We start from the raw sequence: 15,555 nt of genomic DNA on the forward strand, positions 1-15,555 counted from the left end.
CGGTTAGGCTCGGGACGTGTTCGACTCGCCCGACTTCGACCTGGCGCCCTACGCCGGCCTCGACACCTCGGCGTACGTGCGGCACACGTACAACAGCTGGGACGACGCGGGCTGGCGGTCGCTGCTGGTGCAGGGCTTCCGGCACGCGCCCGAGGCCGAGCACTTCCCCCTGCCCGCCGTGTCCGACCTGCATCTCGTGCTCTGCGTGGCGGGGAACGCCGACCTGCGGATGCACGCGGGCGGCAGGCCGGCCCGGCGGCGCTGGGTCCCGGGCCACCTGGAGCTCATGGTCCCCGGCCGCGCCGGGTCGATCAGCTACCGGGCGGCGGCCGGGCTGCGCACCGTCCAGGTGCACGTCCCCGCGGCGGCCGTCCGGCGGGCCGCCGACGCGCTGGGCGGTCGCGAGCCCGACTTCGAGGCGACGGCCGCGGCCCTGGCGGCCGGTGATCCGGTCGTCGAGCAGCTGCTGCGCGCGCTGCCGGGCCGGGCGGCGGCCGGCGACCTGTACGCCGAGTCCGCCGCCGCCTTCCTCGTGACGCACCTGCTGACCCGGGGCGGGGCCGAGCGCCTGCCCGGCCCGGAGCACGCGGCCGTCCGGGCGGCTGTCGCCGTCATGACCGAGCGCCTGGCCGAGCCGCTGACGCTGGCCGCCGTCGCGGCCGAGGTGCATCTGAGCGTGTACCACTTCGTCCGGGTGTTCCGGGAGGGCACCGGCCAGACGCCTCACCGGTTCCTCACCGGGCTGCGCATTGAGGAGGCGCGGCGGCTGCTGTCGTCCACCTCGCTCAGCGTCGAGCAGATCGCCGGGCGGTGCGGGTTCGCCGGCGCGGGCTCGTTGTCGTCGGCCTTCCTGCGGCAGACCGGCGTGCGGCCGTCGGCGTACCGCAAGAACTGACCGATCGACGGCAATCGTGCGCATGGCCCACGGGCGGGGCCGGTGCCTACGTTGGAGCTCATGCCGTACTCCTTCGCCGTGACCGCCCGCTCGCAGGCCGCCCCCGAGGCCGTCTTCGCGGCGCTCACGCACGCCGCCACCTGGCCGTCGTGGTCGCCCATCGACTCCGCCGACGTCGAGGGCGGCGATCCGGCGGCCCGGCAGCAGGCGGGCGACACCAGGGTCTTCCGCACCGGGCGCAACGTCTCGCGTGAGCGCGTCGTCGAGCTCGTCCCCGACCGGCGGTTCGTCTACGACAACCTGGGCGGCCCGTTCCGCTCCTACCGCGGGACGGTCGAGCTCGCGCCGGCCGCCGGCGGCGGCACCGACATCACCTGGTCCGCCGCCTTCGAGCCGAGGATGCCGCTGTCGGGCGCCTTCTGGCGGTGGTACCTGACCCGTTTCGTGCAGGGCATGGCCGACGGCCTGGCCGCCTACGCCGCCCGCGCGGCGAAGTGACCGCGGTTCGATGTTTGGCGCGGCTGACCCGGGAAGAGTGGGTGGGCAACGTTCTCTAGATCATCAGGAGGAAACCCCTTGTCTCAGGACATGTGGAGCTACGGCTCCGACGTCTACGGCGACAAGACTCTCGACGTGGTCGGCTTCGACGTCGAGGCCACCGACGGCTCGATCGGCTCGGTGGACGAGGCGAGCCACACCGTCGGCGACAGCTACCTGGTGGTCGACACCGGTCCGTGGATCTTCGGCAAGAAGGTCGTGCTGCCGGCCGGCACCGTCACGCGGATCGACCCGCAGGAGCGCAAGGTCCACCTCGCGCGGACCAAGCAGGAGATCAAGGACTCGCCGAAGTTCGACGAGGACGCCGTGTACAACGACGACGTCCACCGCAACGAGGTGGGCGCGTACTACAGCCGCTTCAACGGCACCGTCTGACGTAACCCGGGTACCCGCCGGGGTGCCCGCCGGGCGCGACGCGCGCCGCAGCAGCTGCCAAGGCCCCACAGCTCTGCGACCGGCGGGCCCCCGAGGGCCGGACGTCTCAGGACGTCCGGCCGGTCTGGTGGGTCAGGATGCGCAGGGCGTCGGCGGAGGACGGGTCGGCCGGGGTGTAGATCTCGACCCGGTGGTCGGGGCTGTCGGGCTGGAGCCAGACCTGGTAGTCGACGTCGACCGCGCCGACCGTGGGATGCCGCAGGCGCATCGTGCCCACCGTGCAGTCGGCGACCTCGCCCACCGCCCACAACGCCGCGAACTCCGCGCTGTGCATCGTCAGCTCCCCGATCAGCTCCGCCAGGCGGGCGTCCGAGGGGAACCGGCCCGCGGTGAGCCGGAGGTAGGCGACATGGATGCGGGCTAGTTCGTCCCAGTTGCGGTGCAGGTCGCGGAAGAGCGGATCCAGGAAGAACATCCTCGGGACGGACGGGCGGTCCGCCGGATCCCAGGGCGCCTCGAACGGCAGATGCTCCCCCATCAGCGCATGACCCGTACGGTTCCACGCGAGCACGTCCCCACGCCGGCCGAGCACGACCGCCGGCGTCGTGTCCTTCAGCGACTCCAGCAGCGCGAGCACCCGCGGATGAGGCTCCTCCACGGGCGGCCTGGACAGCCGGGACCGGGCCGGTTGCCGGGCGAGATTGTGCAGGTGGACGGTCTCGATCCGGTCGAGCCGCAGCACCCGCGCCAGCGCGTCGAGCACCTGCTCCGAGGCGGTCTCCGCCTGCCCCTGCTCCAGACGCGTGTAGTACCCGGCGCTCACCCCCGCGAGCTGCGCCAGCTCCTCGCGCCGCAGCCCCGGGACCCGGCGGGCCGTCCCGAACGTGCGCAGCCCGATCGCGGCGGGCGTGACCCGGTCACGACGGCTCTTCAGAAACGCTCCGAGACTCTCCACGCCACCGAGCCTAGGCCGACCGGCGGGCCGCGTGGGTACACCTGCTGGGTGCACCCACGCCAGGGGGATGGTTGAGCGGCGCGCCCTGCCCGAGTGTCGGCCCCATGTATCGACAGCACACGCGCACTCCCCCGGGCCTGCGGGCCTGGCTCGGTCTCCTGGTGATCCTCGGGCCCGTCCTGCTGGTCTCCATGGACGGCTCGATCCTGTTCCTGGCGATGCCCCGGATCAGCCAGGCCCTCACGCCCACCGCGGGCCAGGCCCTGTGGATCCTCGACGTCTACGGCTTCGCCGTCGGCTCCCTGCTGATCGCGTTCGGCAACCTCGGCGACCGGTACGGGCGGCTGCGGCTGCTCATGGTCGGCGCCGCGGTCTTCGGCGCCGGCTCCACGGCGGCGGCGTTCGCGCCCAGCGCCGAGCTGCTGATCGCGGCCCGCGCGCTGATGGGCGTGGCGGGCGCGACCCTGCTGCCGTCGGCGCTGGCTGTGCTCAGCGAGCTGTTCGCCGACCCGCGGCGCCGGGCGCAGGCCATCGGCGTGTTCGCCGCGGCGTTCGCGGCCGGGTTCGCCGCCGGGCCGATCGTGGGCGGCGTGCTGCTGGAACGGTTCTGGTGGGGGTCGGTCTTCCTGGTCAACCTGCCCGTCCTCGCCCTGTTCCTGGTCTTCGCGCCGATCCTGCTCCGCGAGGTGCGGGCGACCCGCGCCGGGCGCGTGGACGCGCCCAGCGTCGTGACGTCCGCGGCCGGGCTGCTGCTCGCGATCTACGCGCTCAAGCACGCCGCCGCCGACGGGCTGTCGGCCGTCCCGGTCGTCGCGGGGGCGGCCGGGGCGGGGCTGCTGGCGTGGTTCGTCCGCAGGCAGCGCGGCCTGGCGCAGCCGCTGATCGAGTTCTCGCTGTTCCGCGACCGGGTGTTCACCGTGGCGATCGTCACCGGGCTGCTGCCGCTGGCGGCGTGGTCGGCGACGGCGTACCTGTCGGGCGTCTACCTCCAGTCCGTCCTCGGCCTGCCCGTGCTGCACGCGGCGCTGCTCGCGCTGCCCGGCGCGGTGGTGCTCACCGTCACCTGCGTCGTCACGCCGTTCGTGGTCGACCGTGTCGGCCGGCGGGCCGCGCTCGCCGTCTGCCACTTCTCCGTCGCGGCGGGGCTGCTGCTCCTGCTCCCGACGGCCGTCACGGGCGGTGTGGGCTGGTACGTCGCGTCCACGGTCGTCGCGGGCGTCGGGTACGGCATCTCGTTCAGCGTCGTGGCCGACACCGCGGTCGGGGCCGTACCGCCGGAACGGGCCGGAGCGGCGGGGGCGCTGGCCGAGACCAGCAACGAGATCGGCAACGCCCTCGGGATCGCGCTGCTCGGCTCGCTCGCCGCCCTGGTCTTCCGGCTCCGCGGGCCGGACCTGGCCCCCACCCTGGACGAGACCCTCCAGCTGCCCGCTCTCGTGCCGGCGGCGGCCGCGCAGGCCGAGTCGGCGTTCGTCGCCGGGCTGCACGTGGCCGCGGCGGTGGCCGGGGTCCTGCACGTGGTGCTCGGCGTCGTCGCCCTGCTGCGCACGCCGGTGCGGGACGCCCCGCGGCCGGTCGGCCCCTGAGCGGCGGGTCCTCAGCCGTCGGTCAGGAAGGCGAGGGCGTCGGGGGCGAATCTCCTGTCGGTGAAGGTGCCGCTGTGGCTGCGGCCGGGGTAGACGACGAGCTGGGCGTCGGGGATGCCGTCGACCGTCTGCCGGGCCAGGTCCAGCGGGTAGACCAGGTCGTCGCCGCCCTGGATCAGCAGGGTGGCCGCCTTGATCTCGTGCAGCCGGCCGCGCAGGTCGAAGCCGTCCTCGGCGTTGAGCACGGTGACGGCGTCGGCGTGGTCGGCGCGCCCGCCGTCCGACAGCCACAGCAGGCCCCTGAGCAGGACGCGGCCGAAGGCCGACGCGGTGACGATCTCGGCCAGCGCGGGGCTCGGCCGCCTGCCCCGGCGGGCCCGTTCGATGTAGCCGCGCTGGGCCCGACGGCCGGCCGGGCCGAGGGTGCAGGCCGTGCCCGCCAGGACGAGCCGGTCGACCAGGCCGGGATGGTCGGCGGCCAGTTGCAGGGCGATGGCTCCGCCGGTGGACAGGGCCAGCACGTTGACCGGTCCGTCGAACGTGGCCCTGATCGCCTGGGCGAAGATCGCGGCGAGGCCGGCCATCGTCGTGGTGGACGGCAGCCCGGGCGGGCGGTTGACGACGTACACGGTGAAGTCGCGGGTGAACGGCCGGACCAGCCGCATCGTGGACCAGCGCGTCATGCCCGTCGGGTTGGCCGCCTGCGGGGTGTAGATCAGGACGATCAGGGGCGGCCCTTCGCCGGCCGACAGGTACGGCAGGTCGTTCAGCATGGGGGATCCCTTCCGCGGCTGCGCCGGTTGACTGTATCCGTATGAACAGTTTGGATTTTTGTTCACAGCATACGCGCGAACGGGCGGCCCGTCGCGGCGGCGACGGCTCGGCGACACCCGAGCCGATGGGCTACAGTCGTCCGCCATGGCCGACTCCTCCTCCTACCTCACGGCGACCGCGCGCGCCTACGACGCCGTCGCCGACCTGTACGCCGACCTCGCCCGCGACTCGCTCGACCGCCTGCCGCTGGACCGCGCGCTGGTCGCCGCGTTCGCCGAACTCGTCCGGGCCGCCGGGCCCCGGCCCGTGGTCGAGGCCGGGTGCGGCCCCGGGTACATGACGGCCCACCTGCGTGACCTCGGCCTGGACGCGTTCGGCGTCGACCTGTCCCCCGCGCTGCTCGACATCGCCCGCAGGGACTATCCCGGCCTGCGTTTCGAGCTCGGCTCGATGGACGCCCTCGACGTCGCCGACGGCGAGCTGGGCGGTCTGATCTCCTGGTATTCCATGATCCACGTCCCGCCGGCGGAACTGCCGCCGTACTTCGCCGAGTTCCGCCGGGTGCTGGCCCCCGGCGGCCACTTCCTGGTCGGCTTCTTCGAGTCCGAGGGCGACCCGGTCACGGAGTTCGACCACAAGGTCACGCCGGCCTACCGATGGCCGATCGACGAACTGGCCGACCTGGCCCGCAAGGAGGGCTTCGTCGAGGTGGGCCGGATGCTGCGCGAGCCGCTGGAGGACGAACGCTTCCGCCGCGGCCACCTGCTGATGCGCGCCGCGTCCCCCGACGACGCACACTAGACGCACGGGCACCCGGGCATCCCGGCCCCGACCGGCACGCCCGCCGCCCGGACACGCCAGGGAGGTGGGGTGCCGTGCTCTTGAGACGAGTTGTCCTGGTGGTCGTCGTCTTGGGTGTGATCCTGGCCGGCGGCGGGATTCTGGTGGCCTTCGGGTGGCCCCTGATCTACCGGTGGCAGCACGAGGAGACGACGGCGCAGGCCCAGAAGGAGACCCGGCGGCTGGCCGACGGCTACGCGGGCGACCTGCGAACCCTGCTCGCCGGCCGGTGGCCGACGGACCAGCAGGTTCGTGAGCTCGGCAACGGTTACGAGGTGCGCGTGGCGCACGTCACGAACCAGCGGCCGTCCGTCAAGGTCGAGGTCGAGACGATCACCACCGTGCGCGAGTCCTTCGGCGGCGGCCTGTTCCGGGCCTGTTTCCAGGTCGAGGCGACCAGGGCGGTCGGCGGCGTCCGGACCTCGGTCACTCCAGGAGGCGACTGCTCGGGCTGACCCGGGCGCGTTCGGTCAGTTCGGCGTACTCCTTTCCGGTCGTGGCGAAGGCCAGGGTGCCGCGCTTCGGGCCGGTGAGCACGACATACAGCCAGGAGCCCCCCGCGCCTGCCGAGCGGGTAGCGGACGCAGCTGTCGACCTGCAGCGACATTCCGCGGGCCAGCCGGTTGCGCAGGACGCGGGCCACCTTCGGCATGTCGGCCTCCCTGGGCGACGCCGGAAAGGCGTAGAAACCGGCGACTTGAGTTCGCCCATAGGCGAGCTCCTAGCGTCGCTGCCATGACGGAAACCAACGCCGACAGCCGCCTCCGGATCGCCGTGGTGATCGGAAGCGTGCGCAGGCCCAGAATGGCCGACCCGCTCGCCGCCTGGCTGGAGCGCGAGCTCGGCACCATCGACTGGCTCGACCTCGACATGATCGACCTGGCCGCGGTCTCGCTGCCGATGCACGAGCTGCGGCCCGGCGGAGGGGCCGCGTCCCCGATCGGCGACGCGCTCGCTGGCGCCGACGGGTTCGTGTTCCTCGTCCCGGAGTACAACCACAGTTTCCCCGCCGCCGTGAAGAACGCGATCGACTGGCACTTCACCGAGTGGGCGTACAAGCCGGTCGCGTTCGTCGGGTACGGCGCCTCCGGCGGCATCAGGGCCGTGGCGCAGTTGCGCATGGTCTTCCCCGAACTGCGGGCCGCCACGGTCCGCGAGTCGGTGCTGATCCCGATGGCATGGGAGCACCTGGACGCCGGCGGCCGTTTCGTCCCTCCGCCGGGCACGACGCAGGCGCTGCACACGACGATGGGCGAGCTGCGCACGTGGGCGCGGGCACTGCGTTCCGTCCGCGTCCCGGACCCGGCCGGTCTGCGTTGAGCAGGCTGACCGGGCCGGAGCTGCGCGCCGCGGTCGTCCTCATGGCCGGCGGGTCCGGCCGGACCTGGTGGGGCGGTCCTGCTGGTGCCGGGCATCGTCGCGGTGGCGTACGGCATCAGCGCCCAGGACACCCCGGCCTGGACGCGGATCGCCGCGGTGCTCGCCCTGTGCGCCGCCCCCTACTTCGGCTCGGCTCTGCTGATGCCCACCTACGTCCAGACGCTGCGTCTGGACAGCGCCTCGGTCACGGCGGCGCTGATGATCCCCGGCGCGGTCGGCGCGTCGCTCGCCGCCCTGGCCGCCATGGACGCGGCGGACCGGGCGGCGCAGGCGGTCACCGTCACCGACGCCCTGCGGCTGACCCAGGCGGCGGCCCTCGTCGTGATGTCGCTGGCCCTCGTCGTACGATTGCGCTCTCCGGCCCGGCACCCGGCGCTGCCAGGCCGGCGGAAGTCGGCTGAGAGGACGGTGGGCACGCCATGACCGTCACCGACCGTCCCGGCCCCGAGACGATGGCCTCCCTCACGGTCGGGCAGGTGGCCAGGGCCGCCGGGGTGACGCCCAACGCCGTCCGCTTCTACGAGCGCTACGGCGTGATCACCGGCCACCGCAACAGCGGCAACGCCCGCCGCTTCACCGTCGACGCGGTCTGCCGGATCAAGCTCGCCCTCGCCGCGCAGCGGGTCGGCATCACCCTCAAGGAGAGCGCCGACATCCTCTCCGGCATCCCGCCTCTGTCCCGCGACCTCGGCCAGTGGGCCGGCGCGGGCGAGGAGCTGGTCCGGATCGGCCGGGCCCGCATCGACCAGCTGCAGACCACCGTGAACGAGCTGGCCACCCTGGACTTCCTCCAGTCCCCTTGATCACCCTGCGGACGTCGAGCGGCACGCCTGCCGCCCGCCCGCGGCCTTCGGGTGACTCATCCCCAATTGACAGGGAACACATCATGAGCAACCTCCATGGCAAGACCGCGCTCGTCACCGGCGCGAGCAGAGGGATCGGCCGGGCCATCGCCCAGCGCCTGGCCGCGGACGGCGCGCGCGTCGCCGTCCACTACGGCGGCAACGACCAGGCCGCCGCGGAGACCGTCGCCGCGGTCGAGGCGGCGGGCGGGCAGGCGTTCGCCCTGCGGGCCGAGCTGGGCACGCCCGGCGACGCCGACCGCCTGTGGGCCGCCTTCGACGCCCGCGCCGACGGGCTGGACATCCTGGTCAACAACGCCGGCATCCTGAACGACGAACCCGGCATCGAGCACGTCACCCGACGCCAGTTCGAACGGCTCTTCGCGGTCAACGCCACCGCCCCGTTCTTCGTCACCCAGCTCGCGCTCCCCCGCCTGCGTGACGGCGGCCGGATCGTCAACGTCTCCACGATGCTGACCCGCGGCTCGGCGATGCCGACGGCGATCAGCTACGCGATGTCCAAGAGCGCGCTCGACGTGCTCACCTCGACGCTGGCCAAGCAGCTCGGGCCGCGCGGGATCACCGTCAACACCGTGGCGCCCGGCGTCATCGACACCGACATGCACGAGGGCAGGCTCGTCGGGGAGGCGCTGACCTGGTTGTCGTCGCTGTCCCCCATGGGCCGCGTGGGCACCCCCGCGGACGTGGCCGACGCGGTGGCCTTCCTGGCCGGCGACGACAGCCGCTGGGTGACCGGCCACTGGCTGGACGCCTCGGGCGGCACCCTGCTCTGACGGCGCGACCCGGGGCGGTGGTGGCGCCGGCTGTAGTGCGGAGACACCCACACGTGGGATCGATCGCGTGCCGGTCGCGCCGACATGCTGGACGACATCGCGGCCACGTCATCAAGGGAGTTTCCCCATGTCCCACCATCCTGCCCTCACCGTCCGCGGCGCCGCCGCGGTGCTGGCCCTCACGTTGGGGGCCGCGAGCCCGGCGTCCGCCGACGCCGCACCGCGCAGCCGTCCGGGCGACGCCGTACGGACGGCGCTGAACGAGCTGGTCGGCGGCGGCGAGTTCGCCGGCGCGCTGGCCGCGGTGCGGGAGCCCGACGGGCGCGGCCGGGACTACACCGCAGGCGTCGGCGACCTGGCCACGCGGGCGAAGGTCCCGGTCAACGGGCGGGTACGCATCGCCAGCACCACCAAGACCTTCACCGCCACGGTCGTGCTGCAACTGGCCGGCGAGGGCAAGGTGGAGCTGGACGCGCCGGTCGAGACCTACCTGCCGGGGCTGGTGCGCGGCAACGGGTACGACGGCCGCCTGATCACCGTCCGCCGGTTGCTCCAGCACACCTCGGGCCTGCCCGAGCACGGCAGGGCCATCGCGGGGACGTTCTTCGACAACCAGCACCGCTACTTCGAGCCCAGGGAACTGGTCGATCTGGCTCTGGCGCACAAGCCGCTGTTCGCTCCCGGCAAGGGCTGGAGCTACAGCAACACCGGGTACGTCCTGCTCGGACTGCTGGTGCAGAGGGTCACGGGCCGGCCGATCGGCGTGGAGATCACCGACCGGATCATCAGGCCGCTGGGACTCGGTGACACCTACTGGCCCGATGCCGGCGAGCAGCGGATCCGGGGCGCCCACCCCAGGGCCTACAAGTCCAGGACCGGCAGGCCGGGTGGCGAGCCGGTGGACGTGTCCGAGATGGACCCGTCGCGGGGATGGGCGGCCGGGCAGCTGGTCAGCACGCCGCGGGACGTCAACCGGTTCCTTGGCGCGCTGCTGGGCGGCAGGCTGCTCAAGCCGGCCATGCTGGCGCAGATGAAGCGGACCGTCCCGGTGCCCGGGGCGCCGCGCGGGTGGGGGTACGGGCTCGGCCTGACGAAGATCGCGCTGAGCTGCGGCGGCCTGGCCTGGGGGCACAGCGGCGACGTCGGCGGGTACTCGACCCGCGGCGGCGTCACCGAGGGCGGCCGGGCGGCCACCGTCACCGCGACCGAGAAGTCCCTCACGCCGGAGGGCGACAGGCAGCTCGACGCCACCCTCGACACCGCCCTCTGCGCGGGACGACAGCCGGCCGCGGGTCAGGCTCTGAGGTAGGCGAGCACGGCCAGGACCCTGCGGTGCCCGCTTTCGGAGGGTTGCAGGCCCAGCTTGGCGAAGATGTTCCTGATGTGCTTGTTGACCGCCCCCTCACTGATCACCAGCCGCTCACTGAGGTCGGTGTTGGACAACCCCTCGGCCATCAGCGCGAGCACCTCCCGCTCCCGGGCGGTCAACGCGTGGAGGGGATCACCGGCCCGGCGGCGGACCAGGAGCTGGGCGATCACCTCGGGGTCGATCGCGGTCCCGCCCCCGGCCACCCGGTGCAACGCGTCCACGAAGGACTGCACCTTGCCGACGCGCTCCTTCAACAGGTAGCCGACGCCCGCGCCACCCTCGCTGAGCAGGGCGGAGGCGTAGGTGTCCTCGACGTAGGAGGACAGCACCAGGACGGGCAGCCCGGGCCGCGTCCGCCTGGCCTCGATCGCCGCGCGCAGGCCCTCGTCGCGGAAGTCCGGCGGCAGCCGTACGTCCACGATCAGCGCGTCGGGCTCCTCGGCCGCGACAGCGGCGAGCAGGTCGGCGGCGTTGTCGACGGCGGCCGGCACCTCGACGCCCTCGGCGGCCAGCAGCAGCGCCAGCCCTTCGCGCAGCAGCGCGTCGTCCTCGGCGATCACAACCCGCATGGCAACTCCACTTTCAACAGGGTCGGCCCGCCTTGCGGGCTCGTCAGGGTGCTCCGGCCGCCGAAGGCGGCGGCTCGGTGGTCGATTCCGGTCAGGCCGCTGCCGGCGCCGCTCTCGGCGCCGCCCACGCCGTCGTCCTCGATCTCCACGGTCAGCAGGCCGCCGTCCAGGTGCACGCGCACCGCCGCCTTGCCGGCGCGGCTGTGCTTGGCGACGTTGGTGAGCGCTTCGGCGACGGTGAAGTAGGCGGCCGCCTCGACGGCCGCCGGCAGGCGGGGGAAGTCGGCGGTCTCGACGGTGCAGGGGACGGGGCTGCGCGCGGCCAGCGCGGTGAGCGCGCCGTCGAGCCCGTGTTCGGTGAGGACGGGCGGATGGATGGCCCGGATGGCGTCACGCAGGTTGACCAGCGCGTCGGAGGCGGCCTCATGGGCGCGTACGGCCAGCTGCCGGGTGCCGTCGGGGGCGCCGGCCAGGGCACGTTCGAGCATGCCGAGGTGCATGACGACGGCGACCAGGCGGTTCTGCGTGCCGTCGTGGAGCGTGCGTTCGATGCGCCTGAGCTCCTGCGCGTGGGCTTCGAGCGCCGAGGCCCTGGCCGCGGTCAGCATCGCCACCTGCTGCGCCAGCCGTACCCGGCCCACGGGTTCGAGCAGGCGGCGGTTGAGCCGTCCGGACAGTGCCGCGGCGGCCGGCAGGACCAGGCAGGCCACGCCCACATAGCCCGCGGCGACGAACGGGCCGGTCAGGGCCAGCGGCCAGGAGTCGACGGCGTAGCCGAGCACCGACGGCGGGCTGCCCGGCGTGAGCCGCCACCACAGCGGCAGGGTGGCCGCGTTGAGCGCGGCCAGGGGCAGGCCGAGCGCCAGGAAGCCGAGGACGACGCCGGTCAGGCCGTGCGCGAGGAGCCAGAGCACCTCCCGCGGCGTGGCGGGGTCGCCCACGGCCGCGCGCACGCGTACCGGCAGCGGCCCCTCAAGCGGCAGGTGCGGCGGGGCCGGCACCCCCAGACGGCGGCGCTGCCATCCGGCCAGCCGCCTGACCAGACGCGTCACCGGCGGGATCAGGGGCAGGCCGACCCCGGCCAGGCCCAGCAGCGTGACACAGACGACCAGCCAGAACAGCGGCAGTGCGAGCAGCGCGGCGCCGGACCCGAGGATCAGGAAGAGCGCGGCCTTCCGCGTGGCCGTCAGGACGTTCATGGCCGACATTCTGCATGGTGGTGCCCGCACCACCATCAAGACGCCCATCGGTGGGATGTCGTCCCCTCACCCCTCGCTCCTACGTTTGGTGCGGTCCAGGAGAGAGCGATGGAGGGCTGCGTTGGCGGTTCGGGTGGAGGAGCTCCACAAGACGTACGGGAAGGTGACCGCGCTCGACGGGGTCACGCTGGAGATCGCCGACGGCGAGTTCGTCGCGATGATGGGCCCGTCAGGGTCGGGCAAGAGCACGTTGCTGCACTGCGCGGCCGGGCTGGACACGCCGAGCTCCGGCCGGGTGCTCCTGGGCGGCGTGGACGTGACGGCGCTGGACGAGCCGGGCCTGGCCGCGCTGCGCCGGGAGCGGATCGGCTTCGTCTTCCAGGCGTACAACCTGCTGCAGGCGCTCGACGTCGCCGACAACATCACCCTGCCGCTGCGCCTGGCCGGACGCCCGGTGGACGAGGCGAGACTCATGGCCATCGCGTCCAGGGTGGGGCTCGGCGCGCGGCTGGGTCACCGCCCGGCCGAGCTGTCCGGCGGCCAGCAGCAGCGGGTGGCGCTGGCCAGGGCGCTGATCACCGATCCCGAGGTGGTCTTCGCCGACGAGCCCACCGGCGCGCTGGACACGCGGACCGCCCGCGAAGTGCTGACGTTGCTGCGCGAACTGGTGGACGAGGCCGGACAGACCCTCGTCATGGTCACCCACGACCCGGTCGCCGCCTCCTACGCCCACCGCGTGGTCTTCCTCGCCGACGGGCGGCTGGCGGGCCAGGCGCTGCGGCCCAAGCCGGAGCGGGTGGCCGAGCGCATGACGCAACTGGGCGCGTCATGACCGACCTGATCTGGAAGCTCCTCAAAGCCGACAAGGCGGGCCTGGCCGGCGCGTTCGCCGCCCTGTTCGCCGCCTCGGCGCTGCTGACCGCCTGCGGGCTGATCCTGCAGTCGGGCCTGGCCGCCGGGGTCCCGGCCGAGCGGTACGCCGCCGCCGACGTCGTGGTGAGCGGCCCCGACTCGGTGCGGGTGACGATCGGCGGGGAGAGCGAGACCGAGCCGCTGACCGAGCCCACGACCCTGCCGAGCACTCTGCTCGAACGGGTGGCCACGGTGCCGGGCGTGCGCGCCGCCGTCCCCGACCGCGGCTTTCCCGTCGATCTCGTCATCGGCGACGGCTCGCCGGCCGCCACCGGCCACGGCTGGTCCACCGCGCCGCTGGCCCCGTTCACCCTCGCCGCCGGGCACGCCCCCGGCCCCGGCGAAGTCGTCATCGACGCCTCCGCCGGGCTGCGGCCGGGCGATCGCGTCACCGTCGTCGCCGGCACGGCTCCCGCCGCCGCCTACCGCGTGGCCGGTGTCGTCCGCGGTGAACTGCGCCGACCGCTGGTGCTCTTCCCCGACGAAGAGGCCACCCGCCTGTACGGCGGGCCGGCGGCGCTCGACGCCATCGGCGTGCTGGCCCGGCCCGGGATCGACCCGGAGGAACTGGCCGGACGTCTCAAGGAGACACTCGGCGACTCCGTCACCGTCGCCACGGGCGAGGCGCGCGGCCGGGCCGAGTTCGGCGACGTGCGGAAGGCGCGCTCCGACCTCCAGGAGCTGGCCGCCTCGCTGATCGGCAGCGTGGTCGTGATCGCCGGGCTGGTGCTGACCGGCGCGCTCTCGCTCACCGCCCATCGCAGGCGACGCCAGATCGCGCTGCTGCGGGCGGTCGGCGCGAGCTCGCGGCACGTCACCAGGATGATCGCCGCGGAGACCGCCGCCGTCGCGCTGCTCGCGGGCCTGTCCGGCGGTCTGCCCGGCGTCCTGCTGGCCGCGCTGCTGCTCGACGCGCTGCGCCTGGTGGGCCTGGCGCCCGCCGACTTCGAGATCTCGGTGGGGCCGGTCCCGATGGTGGCCGCGGTCGCCGTCTGCCTGCTCCTGTCGCAGGCCGCCGCCTGGGTGGTCGGCCGCCGGGTGTTGCGGCCGCTGCCCGCGCAGGCGCTGACCGAGGTGTCGGTGGAGCCGTCCCGGTTGCCGGCGGTCCGGCTCGCCTCGGGCGTGCTGCTGCTGACCACCGGTGTCGCGGGGGCGTCGGCGCCGCTGTGGTGGAGCAGCGTGTTCGCGGTGGCGCTGGCGGCCGGCGGCGGCCTGATCATGATCATCGCGTTGAGCGTGCTCGGACCACCCATCGTGCGGCTGGGGACCAGGATGCTCGCCGGGCGGCTGCGCCGGCGGTACGGGGCGGCGGGCCATCTGGCCGTGGCCAACAGCCTCGCCCACTCACGGCGGCTGGCCGCGACGGTCTCGCCCATGGTTCTCGCGATCGGCTTCGCGCTCCTGCAGATCGGCCTGCCGGCCACGACCGCCGCCGCGGCCCGGCGCGATCTGGAAGAGGGCACCCTGGCCACGCACACGCTCACCGGTGGTGAGTGGGGCCTGCCGCCCGGCGTGCGCGCCGACGCCGCCAGATTGCCCGGGGTACGGGCGGTCACGCCGATCGTGCGGACCCGCGTCCACGCCGCGATCCGCCTGCTCGACAGCCCCGAAGTGCTCGACTACCAGGCGCAGGCCGTCGATCCGGCGGGGCTCGCCGGCACTGTCGACCTGGGGGTGGAGGCCGGGTCGGCGGCCGGGCTGCGTCCCGGCACGGTGGCGGTCAGCCGGGCCGCCGCGGGCACGCTGTCGGCGAAGGTCGGTTCGACGCTCACCCTGTACCTGGGGGACGGAACGCCGTACCGGCCACAAGTGGTGGCGATCTACCGCCGCGGCTCGGGCTTCGGCGACCTCACGCTGCCGCGCGCGGTGGTGCCGGCGAGTCGTGACGACGCCGTCCTCGTGCGCGCCGACCCGTCGGCCGACCTGGGCGCGCTCGTCCGGGCTCATCCGGGGCTGGTGGTCGGCGACGGCGCGGCCATGCGGGCCGCCCAGGAGGAGGGCGAGGCCGCCGCGATGCTCGGCGGGCTGCTGCCACTGCTGCTGGTCTTCGGATATCTGGCGGTGTCGGTGGCCAACGCCCTGACCCTGGCGGTGACCGAGCGGACCAGGGAGTTCGCGCTGCTCCGCCTGGCCGGGGGCAGCCGCGGCCAGGTCATGCGGATGCTGCGCGCCGAGTCGGTGCTGACCGTCCTGCTCGCGGTCGGCATCGGGACCGCCGCGCCGCTCCTGCCGCTGACGATGATCGCCTACGGCCTGACCGGGCTGCCGCTGCCCACCGTCCAGCCCGTGACCTACCTGGCAGTGGTCGGCGCCACCTCGGCGCTCGGCGTGCTGTCGGTGCTCGTCCCCGCGCGGATCGCCCTGCGAACGCGTCCCGTCCAGGCCCTCAGCGGCCGTGGCTGAAAAAGGAGATCGACATGACCGAACCCCGTTGGACCCCGCCGAGGCAGAAGCGGCAGTGGCCCTGGATCCTGCTGGCGATCGTCGTCGTCGCCGTCGTGATCAAC

General features: G+C 73.9%; 17 protein-coding genes and 1 pseudogene. 13 read left to right on the forward strand and 5 right to left on the reverse strand.

What is annotated here, in order from left to right; genetic code table 11:
• Positions 1-16: 16 nt before the first annotated feature.
• From ABT158_RS23570 to ABT158_RS23580, 3 genes are all read left to right on the forward strand, one after another.
• Entirely contained in the window at positions 17-895 is an 879-nt protein-coding gene (locus ABT158_RS23570; RefSeq protein ID WP_352356656.1) for an AraC family transcriptional regulator, read from the forward strand.
• 60 nt (positions 896-955) lie between these two features.
• Positions 956-1,393 carry an SRPBCC family protein gene (locus ABT158_RS23575; protein ID WP_352356658.1) on the forward strand — a complete coding sequence of 146 codons (438 nt, stop codon included), beginning with the start codon at positions 956-958 and terminating at the stop codon, positions 1,391-1,393.
• A gap of 78 nt (positions 1,394-1,471) precedes the next feature.
• Positions 1,472-1,828, forward strand: coding sequence for a PRC-barrel domain containing protein (locus ABT158_RS23580; RefSeq protein WP_352356660.1), 357 nt, complete (start codon positions 1,472-1,474; stop codon positions 1,826-1,828).
• 106 nt (positions 1,829-1,934) lie between these two features.
• On the opposite strand, the gene ABT158_RS23585 is transcribed toward ABT158_RS23580, so the two are convergent.
• Positions 1,935-2,783 carry a helix-turn-helix transcriptional regulator gene (locus tag ABT158_RS23585; protein WP_352356662.1) on the reverse strand — a complete coding sequence of 283 codons (849 nt, stop codon included), beginning with the start codon at positions 2,781-2,783 and terminating at the stop codon, positions 1,935-1,937.
• A 104-nt stretch (positions 2,784-2,887) separates the two neighbouring features.
• On the opposite strand from ABT158_RS23585, the gene ABT158_RS23590 reads away from it, so the two are divergent.
• Positions 2,888-4,369, forward strand: coding sequence for an MFS transporter (locus ABT158_RS23590; protein WP_352356664.1), 1,482 nt, complete (start codon positions 2,888-2,890; stop codon positions 4,367-4,369).
• 11 nt (positions 4,370-4,380) lie between these two features.
• Here ABT158_RS23590 and ABT158_RS23595 read toward each other — a convergent pair whose 3' ends face one another.
• Positions 4,381-5,142, reverse strand: coding sequence for an alpha/beta fold hydrolase (locus ABT158_RS23595; protein WP_352356666.1), 762 nt, complete (start codon positions 5,140-5,142; stop codon positions 4,381-4,383).
• A gap of 145 nt (positions 5,143-5,287) precedes the next feature.
• Between ABT158_RS23595 and ABT158_RS23600 the strand changes: the two genes are divergently transcribed.
• Both ABT158_RS23600 and ABT158_RS23605 read left to right on the forward strand, forming a co-directional pair.
• Positions 5,288-5,944 (forward strand): class I SAM-dependent DNA methyltransferase, encoded by a 657-nt coding sequence (locus ABT158_RS23600; protein WP_352356668.1) that lies wholly within the window; start codon positions 5,288-5,290, stop codon positions 5,942-5,944.
• An 80-nt stretch (positions 5,945-6,024) separates the two neighbouring features.
• Positions 6,025-6,438 carry a hypothetical protein gene (locus ABT158_RS23605; protein ID WP_352356802.1) on the forward strand — a complete coding sequence of 138 codons (414 nt, stop codon included), beginning with the start codon at positions 6,025-6,027 and terminating at the stop codon, positions 6,436-6,438.
• Positions 6,439-6,554: 116 nt separating this feature from the next.
• On the opposite strand, the pseudogene ABT158_RS23610 reads toward ABT158_RS23605, so the two are convergent.
• Positions 6,555-6,635, reverse strand: a pseudogene (locus ABT158_RS23610) (hypothetical protein); the annotation flags it as partial.
• A gap of 83 nt (positions 6,636-6,718) precedes the next feature.
• Here ABT158_RS23610 and ABT158_RS23615 point away from each other — a divergent pair.
• The 5 genes from ABT158_RS23615 (at position 6,719) to ABT158_RS23635 (ending at position 10,308) form a co-directional block, all read left to right on the forward strand.
• On the forward strand, positions 6,719-7,303 hold the full coding sequence (locus ABT158_RS23615) for an NADPH-dependent FMN reductase (protein WP_352356670.1): 585 nt from the start codon (positions 6,719-6,721) through the stop codon (positions 7,301-7,303).
• Positions 7,304-7,387: 84 nt separating this feature from the next.
• Positions 7,388-7,786 carry a hypothetical protein gene (locus ABT158_RS23620; protein ID WP_352356672.1) on the forward strand — a complete coding sequence of 133 codons (399 nt, stop codon included), beginning with the start codon at positions 7,388-7,390 and terminating at the stop codon, positions 7,784-7,786.
• Complete coding sequence (locus tag ABT158_RS23625; RefSeq protein ID WP_352356674.1) at positions 7,783-8,166, forward strand: MerR family transcriptional regulator; 384 nt, start codon at positions 7,783-7,785, stop codon at positions 8,164-8,166. Before ABT158_RS23620 ends, ABT158_RS23625 begins: the two co-directional genes overlap by 4 nt.
• A gap of 83 nt (positions 8,167-8,249) precedes the next feature.
• The gene (locus tag ABT158_RS23630) at positions 8,250-8,999 is read left to right on the forward strand and encodes an SDR family oxidoreductase (protein WP_352356676.1); all 750 of its coding nucleotides are present in this window, start codon (positions 8,250-8,252) and stop codon (positions 8,997-8,999) included.
• A gap of 127 nt (positions 9,000-9,126) precedes the next feature.
• On the forward strand, positions 9,127-10,308 hold the full coding sequence (locus ABT158_RS23635; protein ID WP_352356678.1) for a serine hydrolase domain-containing protein: 1,182 nt from the start codon (positions 9,127-9,129) through the stop codon (positions 10,306-10,308).
• On the opposite strand, the gene ABT158_RS23640 is transcribed toward ABT158_RS23635, so the two are convergent.
• The gene (locus ABT158_RS23640) at positions 10,293-10,937 is read right to left on the reverse strand and encodes a LuxR C-terminal-related transcriptional regulator (RefSeq protein ID WP_352356680.1); all 645 of its coding nucleotides are present in this window, start codon (positions 10,935-10,937) and stop codon (positions 10,293-10,295) included. The two genes, ABT158_RS23635 and ABT158_RS23640, sit on opposite strands and share 16 nt — an antisense overlap.
• Entirely contained in the window at positions 10,925-12,136 is a 1,212-nt protein-coding gene (locus tag ABT158_RS23645) for a sensor histidine kinase (protein WP_352356682.1), read from the reverse strand. Before ABT158_RS23645 ends, ABT158_RS23640 begins: the two co-directional genes overlap by 13 nt.
• Positions 12,137-12,257: 121 nt before the next feature.
• On the opposite strand from ABT158_RS23645, the gene ABT158_RS23650 reads away from it, so the two are divergent.
• Together ABT158_RS23650 and ABT158_RS23655 are read left to right on the forward strand one after the other, a co-directional pair.
• Positions 12,258-12,968 (forward strand): ABC transporter ATP-binding protein, encoded by a 711-nt coding sequence (locus ABT158_RS23650; RefSeq protein WP_352356684.1) that lies wholly within the window; start codon positions 12,258-12,260, stop codon positions 12,966-12,968.
• Positions 12,965-15,451 (forward strand): FtsX-like permease family protein, encoded by a 2,487-nt coding sequence (locus ABT158_RS23655; RefSeq protein ID WP_352356686.1) that lies wholly within the window; start codon positions 12,965-12,967, stop codon positions 15,449-15,451. Before ABT158_RS23650 ends, ABT158_RS23655 begins: the two co-directional genes overlap by 4 nt.
• Positions 15,452-15,555 lie beyond the last annotated feature (104 nt).

The sequence above is a fragment of the Nonomuraea sp. NPDC001636 genome, assembly GCF_040298265.1.
In the GTDB taxonomy this organism is placed as follows: Bacteria; Actinomycetota; Actinomycetes; order Streptosporangiales; family Streptosporangiaceae; genus Nonomuraea.

What these genes read in the sequence shown, in the direction of transcription:
- ABT158_RS23575 (WP_352356658.1), top strand. Translation starts at nt 956, where the DNA reads ATGCCGTACTCCTTCGCCGTGACCGCCCGCTCGCAGGCCGCCCCCGAG.
- ABT158_RS23640 (WP_352356680.1), bottom strand. Translation starts at nt 10,937, where the DNA reads ATGCGGGTTGTGATCGCCGAGGACGACGCGCTGCTGCGCGAAGGGCTG.
- ABT158_RS23600 (WP_352356668.1), top strand. Translation starts at nt 5,288, where the DNA reads ATGGCCGACTCCTCCTCCTACCTCACGGCGACCGCGCGCGCCTACGAC.
- ABT158_RS23595 (WP_352356666.1), bottom strand. Translation starts at nt 5,142, where the DNA reads ATGCTGAACGACCTGCCGTACCTGTCGGCCGGCGAAGGGCCGCCCCTG.
- ABT158_RS23625 (WP_352356674.1), top strand. Translation starts at nt 7,783, where the DNA reads ATGACCGTCACCGACCGTCCCGGCCCCGAGACGATGGCCTCCCTCACG.
- ABT158_RS23630 (WP_352356676.1), top strand. Translation starts at nt 8,250, where the DNA reads ATGAGCAACCTCCATGGCAAGACCGCGCTCGTCACCGGCGCGAGCAGA.
- ABT158_RS23645 (WP_352356682.1), bottom strand. Translation starts at nt 12,136, where the DNA reads ATGAACGTCCTGACGGCCACGCGGAAGGCCGCGCTCTTCCTGATCCTC.
- ABT158_RS23615 (WP_352356670.1), top strand. Translation starts at nt 6,719, where the DNA reads ATGACGGAAACCAACGCCGACAGCCGCCTCCGGATCGCCGTGGTGATC.
- ABT158_RS23655 (WP_352356686.1), top strand. Translation starts at nt 12,965, where the DNA reads ATGACCGACCTGATCTGGAAGCTCCTCAAAGCCGACAAGGCGGGCCTG.
- ABT158_RS23635 (WP_352356678.1), top strand. Translation starts at nt 9,127, where the DNA reads ATGTCCCACCATCCTGCCCTCACCGTCCGCGGCGCCGCCGCGGTGCTG.
- ABT158_RS23590 (WP_352356664.1), top strand. Translation starts at nt 2,888, where the DNA reads ATGTATCGACAGCACACGCGCACTCCCCCGGGCCTGCGGGCCTGGCTC.